Annotated in this window: 23 protein-coding genes and 1 tRNA gene; 12 read left to right on the top strand and 12 right to left on the bottom strand. The window is 36.4% G+C overall.

Translation table 11 applies throughout. From position 1 onward, the window contains the following. Positions 1–7 precede the first annotated feature (7 nt). On the bottom strand, positions 8–1,663 hold the full coding sequence (gene hisS, locus NU09_RS01530; RefSeq protein WP_129749482.1) for a histidine--tRNA ligase: 1,656 nt from the start codon (positions 1,661–1,663) through the stop codon (positions 8–10). Positions 1,664–1,830: 167 nt separating this feature from the next. Here hisS and NU09_RS01525 point away from each other — a divergent pair, with 167 nt between their 5' ends. After that, positions 1,831–3,072, top strand: a complete 1,242-nt coding sequence (locus NU09_RS01525; protein WP_129749481.1) for an ABC transporter permease — start codon at positions 1,831–1,833, stop codon at positions 3,070–3,072. On the opposite strand, the gene prmC is transcribed toward NU09_RS01525, so the two are convergent. Both prmC and NU09_RS01515 read right to left on the bottom strand, forming a co-directional pair. Beyond that, a complete protein-coding gene (prmC, locus tag NU09_RS01520; protein ID WP_129749480.1) occupies positions 3,073–3,921 on the bottom strand; it encodes a peptide chain release factor N(5)-glutamine methyltransferase in 849 nt (282 codons plus the stop codon). Positions 3,922–3,924: 3 nt separating this feature from the next. Beyond that, positions 3,925–4,413 carry a GNAT family N-acetyltransferase gene (locus tag NU09_RS01515; RefSeq protein ID WP_129749479.1) on the bottom strand — a complete coding sequence of 163 codons (489 nt, stop codon included), beginning with the start codon at positions 4,411–4,413 and terminating at the stop codon, positions 3,925–3,927. 72 nt (positions 4,414–4,485) lie between these two features. On the opposite strand from NU09_RS01515, the gene ribD reads away from it, so the two are divergent. Both ribD and NU09_RS01505 read left to right on the top strand, forming a co-directional pair. Beyond that, the gene (gene ribD / locus NU09_RS01510) at positions 4,486–5,556 is read left to right on the top strand and encodes a bifunctional diaminohydroxyphosphoribosylaminopyrimidine deaminase/5-amino-6-(5-phosphoribosylamino)uracil reductase RibD (protein ID WP_129749478.1); all 1,071 of its coding nucleotides are present in this window, start codon (positions 4,486–4,488) and stop codon (positions 5,554–5,556) included. Beyond that, positions 5,549–6,166, top strand: a complete 618-nt coding sequence (locus tag NU09_RS01505; RefSeq protein WP_129749477.1) for an HAD family hydrolase — start codon at positions 5,549–5,551, stop codon at positions 6,164–6,166. Before ribD ends, NU09_RS01505 begins: the two co-directional genes overlap by 8 nt. A gap of 65 nt (positions 6,167–6,231) precedes the next feature. On the opposite strand, the gene NU09_RS01500 is transcribed toward NU09_RS01505, so the two are convergent. The 3 genes from NU09_RS01500 to NU09_RS01490 form a co-directional block, all read right to left on the bottom strand. Beyond that, positions 6,232–6,663: a hypothetical protein gene (locus tag NU09_RS01500; RefSeq protein ID WP_129749476.1), complete on the bottom strand. Its 432-nt coding sequence runs from the start codon at positions 6,661–6,663 to the stop codon at positions 6,232–6,234. Positions 6,664–6,805: 142 nt separating this feature from the next. Then, on the bottom strand, positions 6,806–7,930 hold the full coding sequence (gene dnaJ / locus NU09_RS01495; RefSeq protein ID WP_129749475.1) for a molecular chaperone DnaJ: 1,125 nt from the start codon (positions 7,928–7,930) through the stop codon (positions 6,806–6,808). Between the two features lie 28 nt (positions 7,931–7,958). Next, positions 7,959–8,516 (bottom strand): nucleotide exchange factor GrpE, encoded by a 558-nt coding sequence (locus NU09_RS01490; protein ID WP_410501048.1) that lies wholly within the window; start codon positions 8,514–8,516, stop codon positions 7,959–7,961. A gap of 149 nt (positions 8,517–8,665) precedes the next feature. Here NU09_RS01490 and NU09_RS01485 point away from each other — a divergent pair, with 149 nt between their 5' ends. Further along, positions 8,666–9,337 (top strand): YceI family protein, encoded by a 672-nt coding sequence (locus NU09_RS01485; RefSeq protein WP_129749473.1) that lies wholly within the window; start codon positions 8,666–8,668, stop codon positions 9,335–9,337. Positions 9,338–9,377: 40 nt separating this feature from the next. Here the strand turns inward: NU09_RS01485 and NU09_RS01480 are convergent, their stop codons facing one another. Further along, positions 9,378–10,283, bottom strand: coding sequence for a TIGR01777 family oxidoreductase (locus NU09_RS01480; RefSeq protein WP_129749472.1), 906 nt, complete (start codon positions 10,281–10,283; stop codon positions 9,378–9,380). A 92-nt stretch (positions 10,284–10,375) separates the two neighbouring features. Then, positions 10,376–10,828: a DUF4442 domain-containing protein gene (locus NU09_RS01475; protein WP_129749471.1), complete on the bottom strand. Its 453-nt coding sequence runs from the start codon at positions 10,826–10,828 to the stop codon at positions 10,376–10,378. 156 nt (positions 10,829–10,984) lie between these two features. On the opposite strand from NU09_RS01475, the gene NU09_RS01470 reads away from it, so the two are divergent. From NU09_RS01470 to NU09_RS01445, 6 genes are all read left to right on the top strand, one after another. Further along, a complete protein-coding gene (locus tag NU09_RS01470; RefSeq protein WP_129749470.1) occupies positions 10,985–11,437 on the top strand; it encodes a DUF4870 domain-containing protein in 453 nt (150 codons plus the stop codon). A gap of 92 nt (positions 11,438–11,529) precedes the next feature. After that, a complete protein-coding gene (locus tag NU09_RS01465) occupies positions 11,530–11,862 on the top strand; it encodes a PadR family transcriptional regulator (protein ID WP_129749469.1) in 333 nt (110 codons plus the stop codon). Positions 11,863–11,864: 2 nt separating this feature from the next. Further along, on the top strand, positions 11,865–13,571 hold the full coding sequence (locus NU09_RS01460; protein ID WP_129749468.1) for a PspC domain-containing protein: 1,707 nt from the start codon (positions 11,865–11,867) through the stop codon (positions 13,569–13,571). 24 nt (positions 13,572–13,595) lie between these two features. Continuing rightward, the gene (locus NU09_RS01455; protein ID WP_129749467.1) at positions 13,596–14,318 is read left to right on the top strand and encodes a head GIN domain-containing protein; all 723 of its coding nucleotides are present in this window, start codon (positions 13,596–13,598) and stop codon (positions 14,316–14,318) included. Between the two features lie 75 nt (positions 14,319–14,393). Next, entirely contained in the window at positions 14,394–14,876 is a 483-nt protein-coding gene (locus NU09_RS01450) for a nuclear transport factor 2 family protein (RefSeq protein ID WP_129749466.1), read from the top strand. A 78-nt stretch (positions 14,877–14,954) separates the two neighbouring features. After that, complete coding sequence (locus NU09_RS01445) at positions 14,955–15,791, top strand: GIN domain-containing protein (protein WP_129749465.1); 837 nt, start codon at positions 14,955–14,957, stop codon at positions 15,789–15,791. Between the two features lie 67 nt (positions 15,792–15,858). Here NU09_RS01445 and trxB read toward each other — a convergent pair whose 3' ends face one another. Beyond that, positions 15,859–16,812 (bottom strand): thioredoxin-disulfide reductase, encoded by a 954-nt coding sequence (trxB, locus tag NU09_RS01440; protein ID WP_129749464.1) that lies wholly within the window; start codon positions 16,810–16,812, stop codon positions 15,859–15,861. 161 nt (positions 16,813–16,973) lie between these two features. Between trxB and NU09_RS01435 the strand changes: the two genes are divergently transcribed. After that, positions 16,974–17,048, top strand: a tRNA-Pro gene (locus NU09_RS01435). A gap of 166 nt (positions 17,049–17,214) precedes the next feature. Here the strand turns inward: NU09_RS01435 and NU09_RS01430 are convergent. After that, complete coding sequence (locus NU09_RS01430) at positions 17,215–17,580, bottom strand: winged helix-turn-helix transcriptional regulator (RefSeq protein ID WP_129749463.1); 366 nt, start codon at positions 17,578–17,580, stop codon at positions 17,215–17,217. 110 nt (positions 17,581–17,690) lie between these two features. Here NU09_RS01430 and NU09_RS01425 point away from each other — a divergent pair, with 110 nt between their 5' ends. Continuing rightward, on the top strand, positions 17,691–18,296 hold the full coding sequence (locus NU09_RS01425; protein ID WP_129749462.1) for an FMN-dependent NADH-azoreductase: 606 nt from the start codon (positions 17,691–17,693) through the stop codon (positions 18,294–18,296). A 126-nt stretch (positions 18,297–18,422) separates the two neighbouring features. On the opposite strand, the gene NU09_RS01420 is transcribed toward NU09_RS01425, so the two are convergent. Both NU09_RS01420 and NU09_RS01415 read right to left on the bottom strand, forming a co-directional pair. Further along, positions 18,423–18,833 carry a response regulator gene (locus NU09_RS01420; RefSeq protein ID WP_129749461.1) on the bottom strand — a complete coding sequence of 137 codons (411 nt, stop codon included), beginning with the start codon at positions 18,831–18,833 and terminating at the stop codon, positions 18,423–18,425. Positions 18,834–19,012: 179 nt separating this feature from the next. Beyond that, positions 19,013–19,429, bottom strand: a complete 417-nt coding sequence (locus NU09_RS01415) for a response regulator (protein WP_129749460.1) — start codon at positions 19,427–19,429, stop codon at positions 19,013–19,015. Between the last annotated feature and the right edge of the window lie 52 nt (positions 19,430–19,481).

The following is a 19,481-nucleotide window of genomic DNA, read 5'->3' as shown; positions in this document are numbered from 1 at the left end:
TTTTATATTATTGAAGTTTTTGTTTCAACTCATCATAGGTAACCAAAGTTTGTTCCCCAGATTTCAAGTCCTTTAACGTAAACGTATTATTAGCTATTTCTTCTGCACCAGTCAATACCGCAAAAGGTATTTCTCTTTTATCTGCGTGCTGAAACTGTTTTCCTATTTTGGCAGCATCAGGATAAAGTTCTGATTTGATTCCGCTTTCCCTTAATTTCTTTATCGCTTTTACAGCGTATAACGATTCATTATCACCAAAGTTTATAAATAAAACCTTTGTAGCTTCGGTTACGGTTTCAGGGAATAAATTAAGTTCTTCTATTACATCATAAATCCTGTCTAAACCAAATGATATACCTACACCGCTCATATTTTTTAAACCAAATATACCTGTAAGATCATCATATCTGCCGCCTCCGCCTATAGAGCCGATTTTTACTCCGGCAGGAGCCGAAACCTCAAATATAGCCCCGGTATAATAGTTTAGTCCGCGTGCTAAAGTAACATCAAGATCCAGTACTGACTCGCCAAGACCTACAGCAGCAACATTATCACATATAAAGCGAAGCTCCTCTACACCTTTCAAACCTTCTTCAGACGAAGCTAGTAAAGCATTTAATTTATCCAGCTTTTCGTTAATGGTTCCGGTAAAATTAAATAGTGGCTGTACCTTTTGTATTGCATCTTCATTTATACCTTTTTCAAGCATTTCCTTCTTAACACCATCTTCCCCTATTTTGTCAAGCTTATCCAGGGCAACAGTAAAATCTATAAGTTTATCTTTCGCTCCAATCACTTCAGCTATACCAGAAAGTATTTTACGGTTATTAATCTTAATGGTTACACCGCTAAGTCCTAAAGAGGCAAAAACATTATCATACAGCTGCACAAACTCTACCTCCTGCCATAACGATTTAGAACCAACTACATCAGCATCACACTGATAAAACTCCCTGTAACGACTTTTTTGAGGCTTATCCGCCCTCCATACAGGTTGTATCTGGTAACGCTTGAAAGGGAATACAATATCGTTTTGGTGCTGCACCACATAACGTGCAAAAGGCACTGTTAAATCATAACGAAGGGCTTTTTCTGAAATTTGAGACGCTATTTTATTACTGTCATATAGTTTAGCCAGTTTAACGTCAAGATATTCTCTCTGTGCAAGTCTAAAAAATTCTTGTTCTTCAAACTTGAATTTACTTATTGAGTTATCAATATTATCAAATATTTTAATTAAATCTAATTCTCGAGTAGTAAAAAAACTTTTCAAAAAACTTCTATCCTGTTTATCATAAGAAAAAAAGATATCTAACCCTTCTTCTAAGGCCTCATTATAGTCATTTTCATTACTCTTATATCTTTTAAACAAGCCTGTAAATAAATGAGAAAAGTTAATTACAAAAAGGGAAGCATGATCCCAATTTTCACGAATATCTTTTAAATAATCACCGCTATTCAAAATTTTAAAAATAAGTCTGTCTCCTTCTTCCCCATACTTACCCATTAAGGTAGATGAGTTTTCGAATGTAGGAGTTTCTATTGGCTGAAATCCAAAAGTCTCGAAATGATGCTTTATCGCCGATATTATATATTGACGCTTAGCCACCTCTGCTGGTGAAAAATCTCTTGTGCCTTTCGGAATTCCCGGTTTTTGTGCCATAGTAAATCTTATTTTTAATTTAATTGCAAATATAATACAGTTTGCGCTTTTAGTTTAAGGCTTTTGCTTACTATTATTACCTTTTAAGCTTACATAACATCATCCTGATTAATTTACTCTGCAAACATGAAACAAATTATGTATTTTAGTGGCTAAAATCATAATTTATGTTTAGCCTGTTTAGGGAAAATACAAAAATAGCCTTCAGTTCCATCAAGACACAATTGCTTCGCACCATACTTACAGTACTTATTATTGGGGTTGGTATTTGGGGACTTGTAGGGATTCTTGCAGCAGTAACCGTATTAGAAAACACTATTACAGGCAATTTTTCAAGCATGGGAACCAATACTTTCTCTTTAAGTCGTTATGATTTTTCCGAACAGATAAGACAAAATTCTAATGAAGTAAAAGTTAACCCAACCATTACATACCCTCAGGCTAAGGCATTTCAGGAAAAATATAATTTCCCGCTCTCTACTGTTTCTCTTTCTTTTACAGCAGCCAGTGGTATTGAAGTAAAATACGGTGCAGAAAAGACCGATCCGGAAATTAATATACTGGGTGTAGACCATTATTTCATGCCTAATTCCGGACTTGAAACCACAAAAGGCCGAAACTTTACCTCGTTTGATATTGAAAATAACAACTATGTATGTGTTGTAGGCTCTGACTTTGAAAAAGGACTTTTAAAAGATGTAAACCCTATAGGTAAAACCCTATCCATAAGAGGCGCAAAGTTTAAGGTTATAGGTGTTTTAAAAGAGCAGGGATCTACCTTTGGCAACAGACAGGATTTAAGAGTACTATTACCAATTCAGGTAGCGAGATCGTTATTTACCGCACCTAACATAAACTACGATATAAAAGTAAAAACCGAAAATCAGGATATGATTGACGGTGCTGTAGACGAAGCCATAATCACCATGCGAAGGGTAAGAAAACTAAACCCCATTGAAGGAGACAATTTTGGTGTACAGCGTAGTGATGAATTATTACAAAGACTAATTACCCAAATAGGGATTTTAGGAACAGCCGCCTGGTTAATAGGTATCATTACCGTTTTTGGTTCTTCCATAGCACTTATGAATATCATGCTGGTATCGGTAACCGAGCGTACACGAGAAATTGGAGTACGTAAATCATTAGGAGCTACAAAAAATACCATTGCCATGCAGTTTTTTACAGAAACACTGATAATAAGCTTTTTTGGTGGCGTATTAGGACTATTATTGGGACTACTTACCGGTTTTGGGGTTTCACTTCTTATAAATGGTTCTTTCCCTATGCCATGGACAGCCACTATGGCTGCATTCGGTACAGTGTTAGTTGTAACTATAGTATCAGGTGCTTACCCGGCTATTAAAGCTGCGGCTTTAGATCCGGTGGAATCGCTGCGTTATGAATAATTATTTAAGTGTAGCAGCAACCATACGGTCGTTGCCATAAATATCTTTTTTAAGCACTACATTACTATAAGCCTTTTCCTTCAGCATAGTTACTGTTTCTGAACCTAAGTACTGATTTATTTCAAAGTAAAGTTTCCCCTCTTTTGGCAAACTGGCTTTAGCAAGCTGTGCTATTTTCCTGTAAAAAAGCAAAGGGTCGTTATCATCTACAAAAAGTGCCAGGTGAGGTTCAAATGCCAATACGTTTTTCTTAATCTCGTGCTTTTCCAGATTACGTACATAAGGAGGATTAGATACTATTACATCAAAACTTTCGGGAAGTGATTCTGTTGTCAGTATGTCTTTTTCTATAAAAGTAACGTCAGCCTCATTCCTAATCGAATTTCTTTTTGCCGTTGCCAGGGCATCCTTAGATACATCTATAGCAAATACCTTAGCATTAGGCAGGTATTTAGCCAGCGTAATAGCTATACAGCCACTACCGGTACCTATATCCAGGATTTTTATATCCTTCTTATCTTTATTCTCATTAATAATCCATTCTACCAACTCTTCGGTTTCAGGCCGCGGAATAAGCGTACTCTCATTCACAAAGAATTCAAGTCCGTAAAAATGGGCATTCTCAAAAATATACTGTATGGGGCGTTGTTCTTCCAGTTCGGTAAGAACCTCATTCCACTTAATAAGCTCTATTCTTGTCAGTTCAGCATTACTATTCATGGCAAGATCTATCTTTTTCCACCTCTTCAGGTTTTCAAGACATATGTAAAAAAGGCTTTCAGCTTCTGCTGTATCATAAACAGCACTTAGCTTCTCCAGAAAAAAACTACGGTACTCTCTAATGTTCATTGGTTAATTCAGTTCTTTTATCATCCACACAGGACAAGAATTATGACCTGTACAGCCCATTGGGGCATCAAGATAATTAAATCCTGACTTTTTATACAGCTTTTGTGCACTCTCCATGTATGGCATAGTTTCTAAATAACATCTTTTAAAGCCAAAACCCGAAGCGCTCTCTATACATTTTTGCATCATTTTCTCTCCTAGCCCAAGCCCTCTTGCTTCGCTCAGGAAATACATCTTCTGCAGTTCGCAGGTATCTTCAGGTCCGTTCTCTAAAGGTGCTATACCTGCTCCTCCAATAATTTTGCCATTTTTTTCCACCACATAATATACCGAATTGGATGTGCTGTAAGTTTCAAACATATAGTCAAGAGAAGCATCGGCATAAGCCGTACCTACCTTAGGCACATTATGCTCTATAAGTACATCGCGTATTACTTTTGCAACCGCTATATTGTCTTCTTTCACTATTGGCCTGATGATAACCGAATCCATTTTGCAAAACTACTCAATTTGAAATTGTCACTGCATAAAACTTTGTAACTTTGATGTTTTACTACGCTACCCATGAACCACGAACTTTACATGCAACGCTGTCTTGACCTTGCCGCACAAGGTTTAAGGGAAGCTATGCCTAACCCTTCTGTAGGGGCTGTACTTGTATATAACGGTAAAATTATAGGAGAAGGACACACCTCTCCTTACGGAGGACCTCACGGAGAGGTAAACTGCGTTAATTCCGTAAAAGAAGAAGACAAACATTTAATTCCCCTGTCTACCCTTTATGTAAGTCTGGAACCCTGTAGCCATTACGGAAAAACACCTCCATGTTGCGATTTAATCATACAGCAGCAAATAAAAACCATAGTAATAGGAATAACCGACCCACATGAAAAGGTAGCAGGAAACGGTATAAAAAAGCTTAAGGAAGCAAATCGCGAAGTAATTATAGGAGTATTGGAAAAAGAATGTCGTGAGTTTAACAGGCGCTTCTTTACTTTTCATGAAAAGAAACGACCATATATAATATTAAAGTGGGCACAAACGGCTGATGGCTTTATAAGTCCGTCACAAAAGAACAGGCCTAACGATGGCACAGTTGAAAGCAAAAAGCCTGTTTGGATAGCCAATTCTTATTCCAGGCAGCTAGTACATAAATGGCGTAGCGAAGAAATGAGCATACTCGCCGGCACTAATACGGTTATGGACGATAATCCTAAACTTGATGTAAGAGACTGGACAGGACCAAACCCAACAAGAATTATCTTAGACAGAAACAACAGAATACCAGGTAGTTATTTTGTTAAAAATCAAAAAATAAATACAATTATCTTGACAGAAAAAACGAATTTGCCTAACTTAGGGAATTTCCTTTTTGAAAAAATAGATTTTAACGAGAGCCTCCCCCGGCAGATAACGCAGGTGTTATACCAACATAACATTCAGTCGGTCATTATTGAGGGCGGTAGGCAAACCCTCCAAACTTTTATTGATTATGGTTTGTGGGACGAAGCCAGGGTTTTTAAAGGTGAAACCCTTTTTCATGAGGGGATAAAAGCACCGGTATTAAACGCCACAGCAGCAAAAAGGTACACTGTACTTAATGACGAACTTTTAATTTTCAGGAATCATGATTAACACTATTATATTTGATTTCGGCGATGTTTTTATCAATAAAGATAATGTAGCCCGCGATAATGCGCTGAAAAACCTGGGCCTTAAAGAATGGACTGAAGAATTGGACAAGCTTGAAAAAAGGTTTGAAACAGGAAAGATTAAAGAGGCAGATTTCCTTAGAGGAATAAAAGCCTACATACCTAATGCCGATCCGGGAAAAATACGTGAAGCCTGGAATGCAGGTATAGGCGACTTTCCGCTTTACAGACTGGAGTTCCTTCAAAAGCTCTCAGCTAATTACCGTTGCTTTCTGTTAAGCAATACCGACCCTATACATATAGAAAAGTTTGAGCATGACGCAGGGGCCTCTTTTTACATGGATTTCTACCAGTGTTTTGAAAAGGTTTATTTCTCCCATGAAATAGGAGTCCGAAAACCGGACATAGAAGCTTACAACTACCTTATAAATAATCACGACATACACCCAAAGCGCACATTGCTTATAGACGATAAAAAATTTAATACCGATGCTGCAGAGGCATTAGGCTTTAAGATATGGACTCTCAACCCCGAAAGCGAAGATGTTACCGAACTCTTTGAGAAAAAAATAATAACAATGGAAGAGGTTTAAGAATTAATCATATAAAAAGAAAGAGCGGCATATTATTGCCGCTCTTTCTTTTTATATTGATAGTATTATTGTTTATTTTTTATCCCTATAAGCAGCTTATCATACGACTCTGTATAGAACAAAAGGTTTTTGGTTTTAGGAAGCCTCCCTTCAAAATCGTTTTGTAGTAAAAAGCAGCTTACTTTTTCCATTACTTCTTTATCATCCGGTACAATAACATATAAACTTATCTTTTCAGTGTCTCTTTCAATAAAACCTAAATTAAACTTATACTTACCATCGTACATTGCATTAAGTTTTTCAATCACATCAGCTGCCAGCTTTTTATCATCATCCGAGAACTTATATCCGGCATCACCTGTTTTCTTTAATTCCATAGCCTGAAATGCCGACATTTCTGTACCACAATAAATTTCTTTGGTTTCATTTTCACCGCATCCGGTAAACGAAGCTGCAATAACTAATGTAAAAATTGATTTAACAATTAAATTCTTCATAATAAAAATGATTATTATACGTTATGATATAAAGATAAATAAAAAACCCACCCTTATTGGCATAAGGATGGGAAAAATTGCTATGAAAAAGAAAAATTCACTAGTTACCTAGTGAATTTCAAATATATAAATTTATCTTAAATTATGAAAACATATCTTTAACTTTTTCAAAAAAAGATTTATCCGACTTTTCAGGGCTCGGAGTAAAGTTTTCATCTGTAAGGGAATTCTCAAAGAATTGCCTTTGTTCCTTAGTTAGTTTTTTAGGTGTCCATACGTTAACATGCACCAGTAAATCGCCACTTCCGTAGCTATTGATGCTAGGTATACCCTTACCTTTAAGCCTTAAAATTTTACCTGACTGAATACCTTCCTCCAGCTTAATTCTTACCTTGCCTGACACCGTTTCTATATCTTTACTTGTACCTAGAGCAGCCTCTGCAAAGCTTATATAAAGATCTAAATGCAGATTTTCGCCTTCACGTTTTAGTGTTTCGTGCTCAATTTCTTCAATTGCCACGATAAGATCACCCGGAATACTATTATTACCCGGAGCATCATTACCCTTACCGGCAACCTTTAACTGCATACCGTCTACAACTCCTGCAGGTATCTTGATTGAAACCGTTTCATCTTCCATTACCATACCCTGCGCATCGGCATGATTAGGTTTAGAATCTATAATTTGTCCGGTACCGCCACAACTATGACAGGCAGATGCTGTTTGCATTCTACCTAAAATAGTATTGGTAATTTTCATAACCTGCCCCGTACCGTTACAGGTAGGACATGTTTTAAAGCTAACACCTTTAGCCTGTACCTTACGTTTAACTTTAATTTTCTTTTCTACACCGTTAGCAACCTCTTCAAGGCTAAGCTTTACTTTAATACGTAGGTTGCTTCCTTTCATCCTGCGCTGGCCGCTGCCTCCGCCAAAGCCGCCGAAACCTCCAAAGCCTCCGCCAAATGCGCTTCCGAAAATATCACCAAACTGGCTGAATATATCATCCATATTCATACCACCTCCGCCGCCAAAGCCTCCGTTTTCAAATGCTGCATGACCATACTGGTCATAACGCGCTTTTTTATTTGGATCACTAAGTACTTCATAAGCTTCAGCAGCCAGTTTAAAGTTCTCTTCCGCATCTTTGTTACCCGGGTTTTTATCAGGGTGATATTCAATAGCCTTCTTTCGGTAGGCTTTCTTTATCTGTTCAGCAGTTGCGCCCTTTTCAATACCAAGTATTTCGTAATAATCTTTTTTCATCCTTGTGTTTGCTTTTACAGTTCTCTAATTAGCTACCTATAACTACTTTAGGGAAACGAATAATTTTATCACCCAGCTTATATCCTTTTTCCACTACATCTACCACCTTGCCTTTAAGGTCTTCGCTGGGAGCCGGTATTTGTGTAATAGCTTCGGCAAAGTCAGCATTAAAATCGTCACCTGCTTTAATGTCAACCTGCTCTAAGCCTTTAGACACTAACGTATCTTTAAGTTTATTATGTATAAGTTCTACACCTTTTAGCAGAATCTCATCTTCCGATTTTGAAATTTGCACAAGTGCCCTGTCAAAATCGTCAAGAACCGGTAATAAAGCCTGTAAAACTTCCTGATTGGCAGTCCTGAAAAGTTCAACCCTTTCTTTAGATGTTCTTTTTTTATAATTTTCAAACTCCGCAAAAAGTCGTAAAAACTTATCTTTTTCCTTAGCCAGCTCTTCTCTAAGCTTCTCTTCTTCCGTCAACCCCTCTGCAGAAGGAATACCTTCATTTACAGTATCTTCATTATCGTTAACTATATTATCCTGTGTCAAGTCTTTTTCAACATTTTCAGAATTTTCCTGGCTCATATTTTTAAATATTTTCTTAAACATTATTTCTAGTGTGGAAAACCGAGTGCAAATGTATTGCCAAATCCGATAAAATGTCAAATTGTCACGTTTATTTTTAAGCTTTTTATTTTAGATTTGTGTTCAATATTCATTAATAAAATATTAGTATGAAAAACAAACTTACCATCCTTATGCTTTGCGCTTCGCTTGCATTTACGGTTTCATGTAAAAAAGACAACACAGAAAATGCTGAAACAACTGACGCTACTGAAGCTGCAGAGGCAAGTGCAGAAGCTGTAAAGTACACAGTTAACACTGCTGAATCTACAATTGACTGGACAGGTTCTAAACCTACAGGAAAACACACAGGTACAATAAACCTTTCTGAAGGTGAATTCTCTGTAAAGAATGATTCAGTAGAATCAGGAAAATTTGTTATAGACATGAACTCTATTACCGTAACTGACCTTGAGGCAGGAAATGGTAAAGAAGATCTTGAGGCTCACCTTAAAGGTTTAGGCAAAGAAGATACTGCCGATCATTTCTTTAACGTAAAAAAATACCCTACAGGTACTTTTGAAATTACTGGCATTACTCAGGAAGCAGGAAAAACTATGGTTGAAGGTAATCTTACACTAAAAGAAACAACTAAAAACATTAAATTCCCTGCAACTATTACAGTTACTCCGGAAGCTGTTACCCTTACAAGTGAAAACTTCAAGATAAACAGAACTTTATGGAGCGTAAACTATTCTTCTAAAAGTATTTTTGACAACTTAGGAGATAAATATGTTGATGATGAAATTGAGCTTAAAGTAAACATAAAAGCTACTAAGTAATCTTTATAAAGAACAAAATCCCCGCTAATGGCGGGGATTTTTATTTTAATTCGTTTTCAAGTGCTTTTTCAAGAGAAAGGTATTTAAACTGATACCCCTGCCCTATTATTTTTTTGGCGCTAACATTTTGACTGGTAAAAAGCAGCATATGCATTTCTCCCAAGACTAATTCCATAGCAAATTTTGGGATATTAGGCATAAAGTAAGGCTTGTTTAAAACTTTAGCTACACACTTAACCAGTTCATTTTGAGAAACCGGATAAGGAGCTACTGCATTATAAACCCCTTCAAGCTCATTATTAAGTATATAATAATATATATCTACAAGATCTTCTATATCAATCCATGACTGCATTTGATTGCCGGAACCAAAAGCCGAACCCATACCAAAACGTACCGGCTTAGCTATTTCTGCAAGCATACCTCCTTTACCGGAAAGTACAAGGCCTGTTCTTACTTTAGCCACTCTGATGCCCAAACGTGAAAAGCTATCTACAGCTTCTTCCCATTTCTCTACAACACTTCCAATAAAAGAATCATCAACCTCACTACTATCTTCTGAATAAACCTTCTCCAGACTATCAGGGTAAATACCTATTGCGGAAGCACTAATGAGCTGATGAATCCTGTTTTCTTTACTTTTAATCAGGTTATAAATCACATTCGTTGAAAGCGTTCTGCTTTCCAGTATTTCTTCTTTATATTCTTTTGTCCAGCGTTTGGCAATAGGTGCGCCTGCTAAATGTATAACAACATCAACTTCTTCAATGCAGCTTTCATCAATAATACCTTTTTCAGGATCCCAATAAAAACCATTATACAAATCCTGTTTTTGTATTTTTTTTTGTGATGTCGTCAGATAGTTTATTTGAATACCGTTTTTTAGCAGAAGGGATACCAATTCACCTCCCACAAGCCCGGTAGCGCCGGTGATCAAAACTTTCATACCTCTTTTTTATCAAAGTTAAAACCAAGTTATGTAAATATTAGTTAAACATAAGCGCTTTAACTGAATTTTGTGATTTTATACTTACAAAACTATTTCACCTTAATACTCCATTCAAATTCCATTTGACAAACCTGGTCTCCGGCCTCATCCTCACCTATAGATGTCATCCAAAAGGTTTGTCCTTCACCTGTTTCTATGGCTCTTTCTATAGCATCTTTAATAAGATGCCCATCATTACTAACAAAAGTTATCCTTCCCTTCGCCTTTTTAGTAAAGTTTCCTTTATTGTTAGCTACAAGCATAGAGATCTTTTTACCACTCTCTTTAATATGGTACATAACTAAAGCCCCCGTAGTTAATTCGGCAGCCATTGCCTGAACGGCAAAATACATAGAATTAAACGGGTTTTGATTAATCCAGCGATGTTTTACTGTAACAGTACATTGCTCTGTAGTAATTTGTTTTACCCTTACTCCGCATATATAAGCCGAGGGTAATTTTAAAAACAAAAACGAATTAAGTTTTGATGGTGTAAAGCGCATAGTCATTGGTTTTCATGCTAATATAACAATTTAATTGCTATGATTGCATAGAATTATTTTTGTTAAAATTTTGTTAAAATTAAGTACTTTGTATTGCATAATACCTTTTAAAAGAAATATATTTGCATAGAATATTAACTGACATACCAATATACTATGGAAACCACAGCAAACCGAAATACAGCCATACTGATGCAGCTTAGTGCTTACACTCAGTACTTTATACCTCTAGGAAACTTTATTTTTCCGGTAATAATATGGAGTATTAAAAAGCAGGAATCTAAATTTGTAGACTATAACGGAAAGCAAATCATTAATTTTCAGCTTAGTTTATTAGTTTACTCTTTACTCTTAATCATAATAGCAATACCACTATTGCTTTATACAGTATTTAGCGGAATAGATTTTAACTCTATTGACGCATTTAATAATATGGAGAGTCAATTTACAACAGGAAGAATATCAGGCATTGCTGCCATTGCCATAATAGCAGCCATCTTACTTGTTACTATAAAAGTTGTTGAGTTCTTTTTAATAATATATGCCTCAGTAAAAAACAGTAACGGAGAAAATTACAATTATCCATTTACCATAAAATTTATAAAATAAACAAATCAATCAGCCATTTCAATCATCATCAATCATCAATCATCAATCATCAATCAAAAAATGAACAGTTCAATTAAAAACAAAAGAGTCTTATGAACATTGAAAACACAAAGGCGCAAATGCGTAAAGGGGTATTGGAATTTTGCATCCTTTCAGTTTTAAAGGAAAAGGATGCCTACACATCAGAAATTCTGGACACTCTTAAAAACGCTAAGCTACTGGTAGTAGAGGGTACTGTTTACCCTTTGCTTACAAGACTGAAAAACGACGGGCTTCTTAGCTATCGCTGGGAAGAATCAACCTCGGGGCCACCAAGAAAATATTACGGGCTTACCGATGAAGGAAAAGAATTTTTAAAAGAATTAAGTATCACCTGGACAGAATTGTCCGACGCAGTAAACATTATAACAAGTCAAAACTCATAGCCATGAACAAAACAGTAAGTATAAATTTAGGAGGTTTTTTCTTTCATATAGACGAAGACGCCTATCAAAAGTTAACCCGCTATTTTGATGCTATAAAACGCTCACTTACTCCGGATGGAAAAGAAGAGATAATGAACGACATCGAAGGCAGGATTGCAGAGCTTTTGTCAGAAAAACTTAAAAATGACAAACAGGTTGTGAGCATTAGAGAAATTGACGATATTATTGCTATAATGGGTCAGCCTGAAGATTATAAAATAGACGAAGAAACAACAGGAAGCAGTTCTTACAGTTCTTCTTCACAAACCTATTTTGCACCGGGCTACACCAAAACCAAAAAGTTTTACAGAGATGGTGACCGCGGTATGATAGGAGGCGTGTGTGCGGGTGTTGCGCATTACTTCAGGATAGATCCTTTATGGGTGAGAATCATCTTTATAATAACACTGTTCATTTCATTTGGCACAAGTATTTTTGTCTACCTGCTTTTATGGATACTTATCCCAAAAGCAATTACAACTACAGAAAAACTTGAAATGACCGGTGAACCTATAAACATTACCAATATTGAAAAAAAGGTTCGTGAGGAAATTGACAATATTTCCTCAAAATTTCAAAGCGTAGATTACAACAAGCTGGGAAACGATGCAAAAACTGGTGCCGAAAGAATTGGCAGTGGCATCGGTAATGTATTTCTTGCAATTTTTAAAGCAATCTCTAAGGTAATTGGTGCGCTAATAACAATTTTTGCAGCCATTACACTGGGTAGTCTTATCATATTTTTCTTTACAGTATTGTTTACTTCAGGAATACCGGGCGGACCTTGGCATGAACTGATGAACATTGCCAATTATACCGAAACTCCCCTATGGATATTAGGTTTACTTTTCTTTATAACTATTGGTATACCTTTCTTCTTTCTATTCCTTCTAGGACTTAAAATTCTTATTGAAAACCCGAGACCTATAGGTAATACAACAAAGTATACATTGCTTGCCATCTGGCTTATTGCTGTAGCCTTCTCAATCTATCTGGGAATAAGACAGGCAACCGAAGTAGCTTATGAAGGTAAAACAATGCAAAAAGAAGAAATATTACTTACACCAAGAGATACTTTAAACATTAAGTTCAGGTATGATGAATATTTTGCTAAAACTGTAGATCAGAATACGGACTTCAGATTTGTACAGGACACTACAGGTACTAACTTACTTTACTCTAATAGTGTTGAACTTTACTTTATGAAGACCGACGCCCAAACCCCATATCTACAGGTAGAGAAAGTTGCTGAAGGCGGCTCTATAAATGAAGCAAGGGAAAGAGCAGAAAAGATAAACTACAGTTTTGATTTACAAGGAAATAATTTAACTTTAGACAATTATATTACAACTGAGGTTGGCAACAAGTTTAGGAATCAAAAGGTTAAAGTATATGTATATATTCCGGAAGGTACAATTTTAAATGCCGACAAAAGCATAAGACATTACCACAGAAGCTACTATTCTTTGTACATCCCGTATAATGACCAGGATCACATATACAAACTTGTGAAAGACGAACTGGAGTGCCTTGACTGTCCTGTTGAAGGGGAAAGTGGAGATAGCGTTGATACAGACGTTGTAGCACACGGTCATATAATGATATCTGAAGGCAATGCCGACATTAATATAAAAGTTACAGAGAAGCCAAAAGACACAATCAACAAATAAATAAAACCAGCTAAAACCAGAATCATGACAAAAATTGTAACCCACATAACAAAAGCCATATTAGCAATAGCTACAGCTTTGTTATTATCCTCTTGCGGATTTGGGATAGACGGAAACGGAAACGTCGTAACATCCCAAAGAAATGCCGATGCAAGTTTCACTTCGGTATCCGGCAACAGAGGTCTTGAAGTTGTTATTGAACAGGGAAGCCAGACATCAATAGTTGTAGAAGCCGATGATAATCTACAGGAGCACATAACTACCAAGATTAAAAATGGTGAATTGGTTATTACCAGCGATGTAGGTATCCAGAAAGCAAGCTCTAAAAAAGTAATAGTTACTATGCCTGTTATTGAAAGAATAGCTGCTTCTTCGGGTGCTAATGTAATTAGCAAGAATACCATTAAAGGTAATGACTTAGGATTATCGTCAAGCAGCGGAAGCCAACTTGAAGTTAGTATTCAAGCGGTCAACGTAACGGCAGAATCAAGCAGCGGAAGCTCTTTAAAAGTAAGCGGTAAGGCCCAAAAACTGGAAGCAGACTCTTCTAGCGGAAGTACACTTAACGCTAAAGATTTACTGGTATCAAATGCAGATGCTGAGGCATCTAGCGGAAGCTCGGTTACTGTAAACCCAAGTAATAGCCTAAATGCAGAAGCATCAAGCGGAGCTTCAGTTTCATACGCAGGCGCTCCGGCTACAATAAATAAAAACACTTCTTCGGGAGGTAAGGTAAAACAAGAATAAACCTTCCGGCCATTTCTAAAAAACACTGCTTACCACAGTGTTTTTTTTGTTTAATCATCAATCAAAGCAATCAAAATGAAAAATATAATCATCATTTTTGCAGTACTTATCTCTGCATTTTCAGTCGCTCAGGATAAGTATCCGCAATCACAAAAAGAGCTTGAAGAAAAAATAATTGCTCTGGACGCTAAAGCCTTTGAAATGTACAACACCTGTAAATTGGAACAGTTCAGCAGCTTTTTTACTGAAGATCTGGAGTTTTACCATGACAAGGCCGGCTATAGTAAAGGACTGGACAAACTAATTGAAAGTATGCAAAATTACATTTGTAATGACTCCAAGACAAAGGTGTTACGCAAACCATTGACGAATACATTTAAAGTTTATCCTTTAGAAGGCTACGGGGCAATATTAACAGGGGAACATGAGTTTTATATAGTTGAGAATAATAGTGAGAAAAAAACCGGAACGGCAAAATTTACTCATGTATTGCTACTGATTGACGGAACATGGAAAATGTCGCGAATATTGAGTTATGACCACAAAGCCGCAGAGTAATTTGTATAACCTTATCTCACCGGTACACGCCGGTGTTTTTTTTATATATTTGTCGCTAACCATTACTAAACAATGCACATGAAAAAGTATTTTATAATAGTATTAACCTTACTGCTTAGTACGGCAGCATTTGCACAAAAAAAAGAGAAAATAAAAGGGTCTAAAATCATTACTGTTACCCAGCGAGAAATAGCATCTTTTGAAAACCTGGAGGTAGAAGATAATATTGAAATCTTTTTGGTTAAAGGAGCCGGAGAAGGAATTGAGATCGAAGCAGACGACAACCTTCACGATGCTATACAAACCGATGTTAACGGTAGTACGTTAAGAATATATACCTCTAAGGATATAAGCCGTTTTGATAAACTCACCGTAAGAGTAACTTACACTCAAAACCTTAAAAATATTACTGCAAGGCATGAGACCGTTATTAATGCCCTGGCCGATTTAGAACTTGACACCGTTACTATTAAAAACTTTGATTATTCAAAATCTTACCTTAATGTAAGGGCAAATAACTTTAGCCTTTACCTTAACGACAAGACTAAGGCTGAAATAAACTTTAAAGGAGAAACAGGCTCTTTTGAACTAAGTAAAAAGGCAAACCTAAAAGCATTAGTAGCAGCCAGCGAGGCGGCTAAATTCGACCTATATCAGGAAAGTGTAGCGGTTATAGAAGGAGATGCGCCACAGGCACTATTAAGAGTGGATAACAGCGCCTCATTTACCGGACATAAATTTACCGTGAAAAACCTTGAACTTATAGCAGAAGGCTACTCAAACAGTAATGTTATGGCCGCAGAAACAGCTGTTATTTCAGCTTCGGGTAAAGCAGCCGTTGGTTTTTATGGTGATGCCAAAATAGAAGTAAAAACTTTTGCAGACAGCGCGGTTATATCTAAAAAAGAAATCTAAAAGAAATTTATATCAATAAAAAAGCAGTGCTCACGCACTGCTTTTTTTATATCTAAACTTAGAGTTATTAATGACTCTCTAAAGTAGCAAGGTAACGTTCTGCATCAAGGGCAGCCATACAGCCTGAACCCGCAGCAGTAATTGCCTGCCTGTACTCTTTATCCTGTACATCTCCCGAAGCAAATACACCAGGAATGTTAGTTTTAGTACTCTTACCCTGAGTGATAAGGTAACCTGTCTCATCCATATCCAGCTGACCTTTAAAGATATCGGTATTAGGTTTGTGTCCAATAGCGATAAAAAGTCCCGTAATGGCAATTTCAGATTTCTCTCCTGTCTGGTTATTAACCATTCTAAGCCCTTCTACAACCTGATCACCAATAACCTCATCAACTTCAGTATTGTAAAGTACTTTTAGATTAGGAGTGTTCTCCACACGGTGCTGCATAGCTTTAGAAGCTCTCATGAAATCTTTTCTTACCAGCATGGTAACATTTTTACAGATGTTAGCAAGATAAGTTGCCTCTTCCGCAGCAGTATCCCCTGCTCCAACTATAGCAACATCCTGACCTCTGTAGAAGAAACCGTCACACACTGCACATGCAGAAACTCCCCCGCCTCTAAGGCGTTGCTCACTTGGTAATCCAAGGTATTTTGCAGTAGCACCTGTAGAAATAATTACAGTTTGTGCATGAACTTCTTTATTATTATCAATAGTAACCTTATGCCATCCTCCGGCTTCTTTGCTAAATTCTACTGCTGTAGCCATACCAATACGCACCTGAGTACCAAAACGCTCAGCCTGCTGTTGCAGCTGCACCATCATTGTTGGTCCGTCAATACCTTCCGGATATCCCGGAAAGTTATCAACCTCTGTAGTTGTAGTTAGCTGGCCTCCCGGTTCCATACCGGTATATAATACTGGGTTCATATCAGCCCTTGCTGCATAAATAGCAGCAGTGTAACCCGCAGGACCTGAACCTATAATAAGACATTTTATTTTTTCGATAGAATCAGACATAGTTTTAACTGTTAGTTTTAATCAAAGAGATGCAAATGTAAGTTTTAATTAAAAAAATAACTACACTTATATATCAGATTTGACTATCAAAAAATAAATTTTTACTATAGTGTTTGTAAATTGATTTTTAGTAGTATATTTGCAACCTCTTAACCGAGAAACGGGGTGTAGCGTAGCCCGGTCATCGCGCCTGGTTTGGGACCAGGAGGTCGCAGGTTCGAATCCTGCCACCCCGACAAAAAAAGCTTCAGTGAAAACTGGAGCTTTTTTTATTTCAACACCTTACAAAATGTATACAGTATACATTATTTATAGCACTTCAAAATCCAAATATTACAAGAGTCAACGCATTGACAAAAATTAAAGTATTTTAAATAACATCACGAAATATTATACGTTTATTTAAACCTTACCTTTTACCTTATTCCTGTGGTTCTCACCCCAATGACTTAATTCAATCAGTATATTTTTGAGGGTATAGCTGTAGTCTGTAGCTTCATATACAATACTAACCGGGGTTGTGGGGTACACATTACGCTTAATAAGAAAATTTAATTCCAGGTCTTTCAGTTCATTGGCTAATACTTTTGGCGAAATACCATTTATTTCCTTCTGAATTTCATTAAAGCGCTTTGAAGACTGCATGAGGCTAAGCACTAATGGCAATTTCCATTTTCCATTTAAAACATATATTGCATCAAAAACGTTTTTTAGAGCCCCTGCACATTCTTCTTTATTTGGAAGTATTTTATTTTCAATTGTTTCCATACAGCAAAGATAGTAACTTCCCTAAAAGTAACCACTTTCCATTAGGTAACTACTATCTTTTACATACCACCAAATCCTACCTTTGTTTCAACATAAATCATTTTAAACTTATGAAACAAGTCCTCCATATTCAATCAAGCTTAATGGGTTCACAGTCGTATAGTATCAAATTAGGAAATGCTGTAGTAGAAAAAATTCAGAAAAAATACCCAGGTAGTACTATTGAAGAGTTAAACCTGGTAGAGAATGACATACCACATCTCACTCCAGAAGTATTAGGCACATTCTTTATACCTGAAGAGCAGATGACCGAAAAAGACCGAAAATCTATTCAACTCTCCAATAAACTGGTTGAACAATTAATGAATGCTGATATTATTGTAATCGGTGCACCGCTTATCAACTTTACAATACACTCATCACTAAAATCATGGATTGACCATATTACAAGAGCTGGAGTCACTTTTGGATATGGGGAAGACGGCCGTCCTGTTGGTATGGTGACAGGCAAAAAAGTATATGTAGCCATGGCATCAGGTGGCATCTATTCTGAAGGTCCCGGAAAAGATAATGACTTTGTTACTCCCTACCTGAAAAACTTTCTCGGTTTTTTAGGAATGACTGATCTCACAGTATTCCGTGCTGAAGGCCTTAAAGTACCCGGAGTTAAAGAAACGGCTATGGAAAAAGCAATTGCAAGTATTGTAATTGACTAGTTATATTCTCCCACTTTAAAATTTAAAACGTTTGACAAATTACATTACAGAGAATCGTTTAGCCACCCCAAATAAAAAGCTTCAGTGAAAACTGAAGCTTTTTATTTGTTTTTTCTATAGTAAGAACTACACTTCAACCATATTATAATGGTAGTTTATAATTTCGTCTAATGTTTTTCTGAGATCCTGAAAATCTGATTTTTTCTCAAAAAAACCATTTTCTGCTAAACTCTTGTTACTACTATGTGGCAACTCAGCTGCACCGGTTAAGAAAACAAACGGAACCATATGTCCTGAGAATTTCGGATTTGCCTGTATATTTTCCCGTAATTCAAAACCGTTCATTTTAGGCATAATAATATCGCTTATTACTAAAAAAGGAGCTATACTGTTTTCAACAAGATGCTCATAAGCTCTTATACTGTCATGAAAAATCAGAAGTTTGTTTCTGTACGGAAGCGTTCCGTAGGCTTCCACCATTAAATCGATATAATCAATATCGTCGTCTATAAGTACAATTGGTTTAAGGTTTTCCATTTCTTTAGCTTTTGACTTCTAAATTAACAAACGTTGATTTAAGAAAATTACAAAGAAATGCCAAAAAATGCTAAATTATATAACCTCATTACTTTGCTGTACAAACACATTATATTTCCCAACAAAAAAAGCTCCGGTTTTCACCGAAGCTTTTTAAATATTTTTCTGTCAACTACAACTTAATCCGAAGGTATGCCATCCTTCCAATATCCTATTATTCTCTCCATCATATTAGTCATCTCAGTTATATCGCTCTTTTTTTCAAAATAGCCATGAAATGATTTCCGGCAATATTTCTTCATCATAGTCCTGTCGGCCGATGTGGAAATAAATACAAAAGGGATAATCTTCCCTGAGATTTCGGCATCACTTAATACCTTATCCCGCAGTTCGAAACCATTCATTCTAGGCATATTTATATCTGAAATAATCAAAAAAGGATAAGCCTCAGGATCTTTAAGATAAGAATAAACCTCTTCCCCATCATGAAACAACACCAGTTTGTTCTCAAAGGGTAACATATTATATATTTCTTCTAAAATGTCGAGATCATCAATATCATCATCAACAATAATTATTTCTCCTCGTTTATTCATGGTTTTGGTTTTTGGTGAACTCCAATTTAGCAAGAAACAATTAAACAATTGT

This window comes from Flavobacterium beibuense (assembly GCF_004151245.1).
Lineage (GTDB): Bacteria > Bacteroidota > Bacteroidia > Flavobacteriales > Flavobacteriaceae > Flavobacterium > Flavobacterium beibuense_A.
Note: the sequence above shows the minus strand (reverse complement) of the source record. Positions and strands in the feature narration are given on the sequence as shown.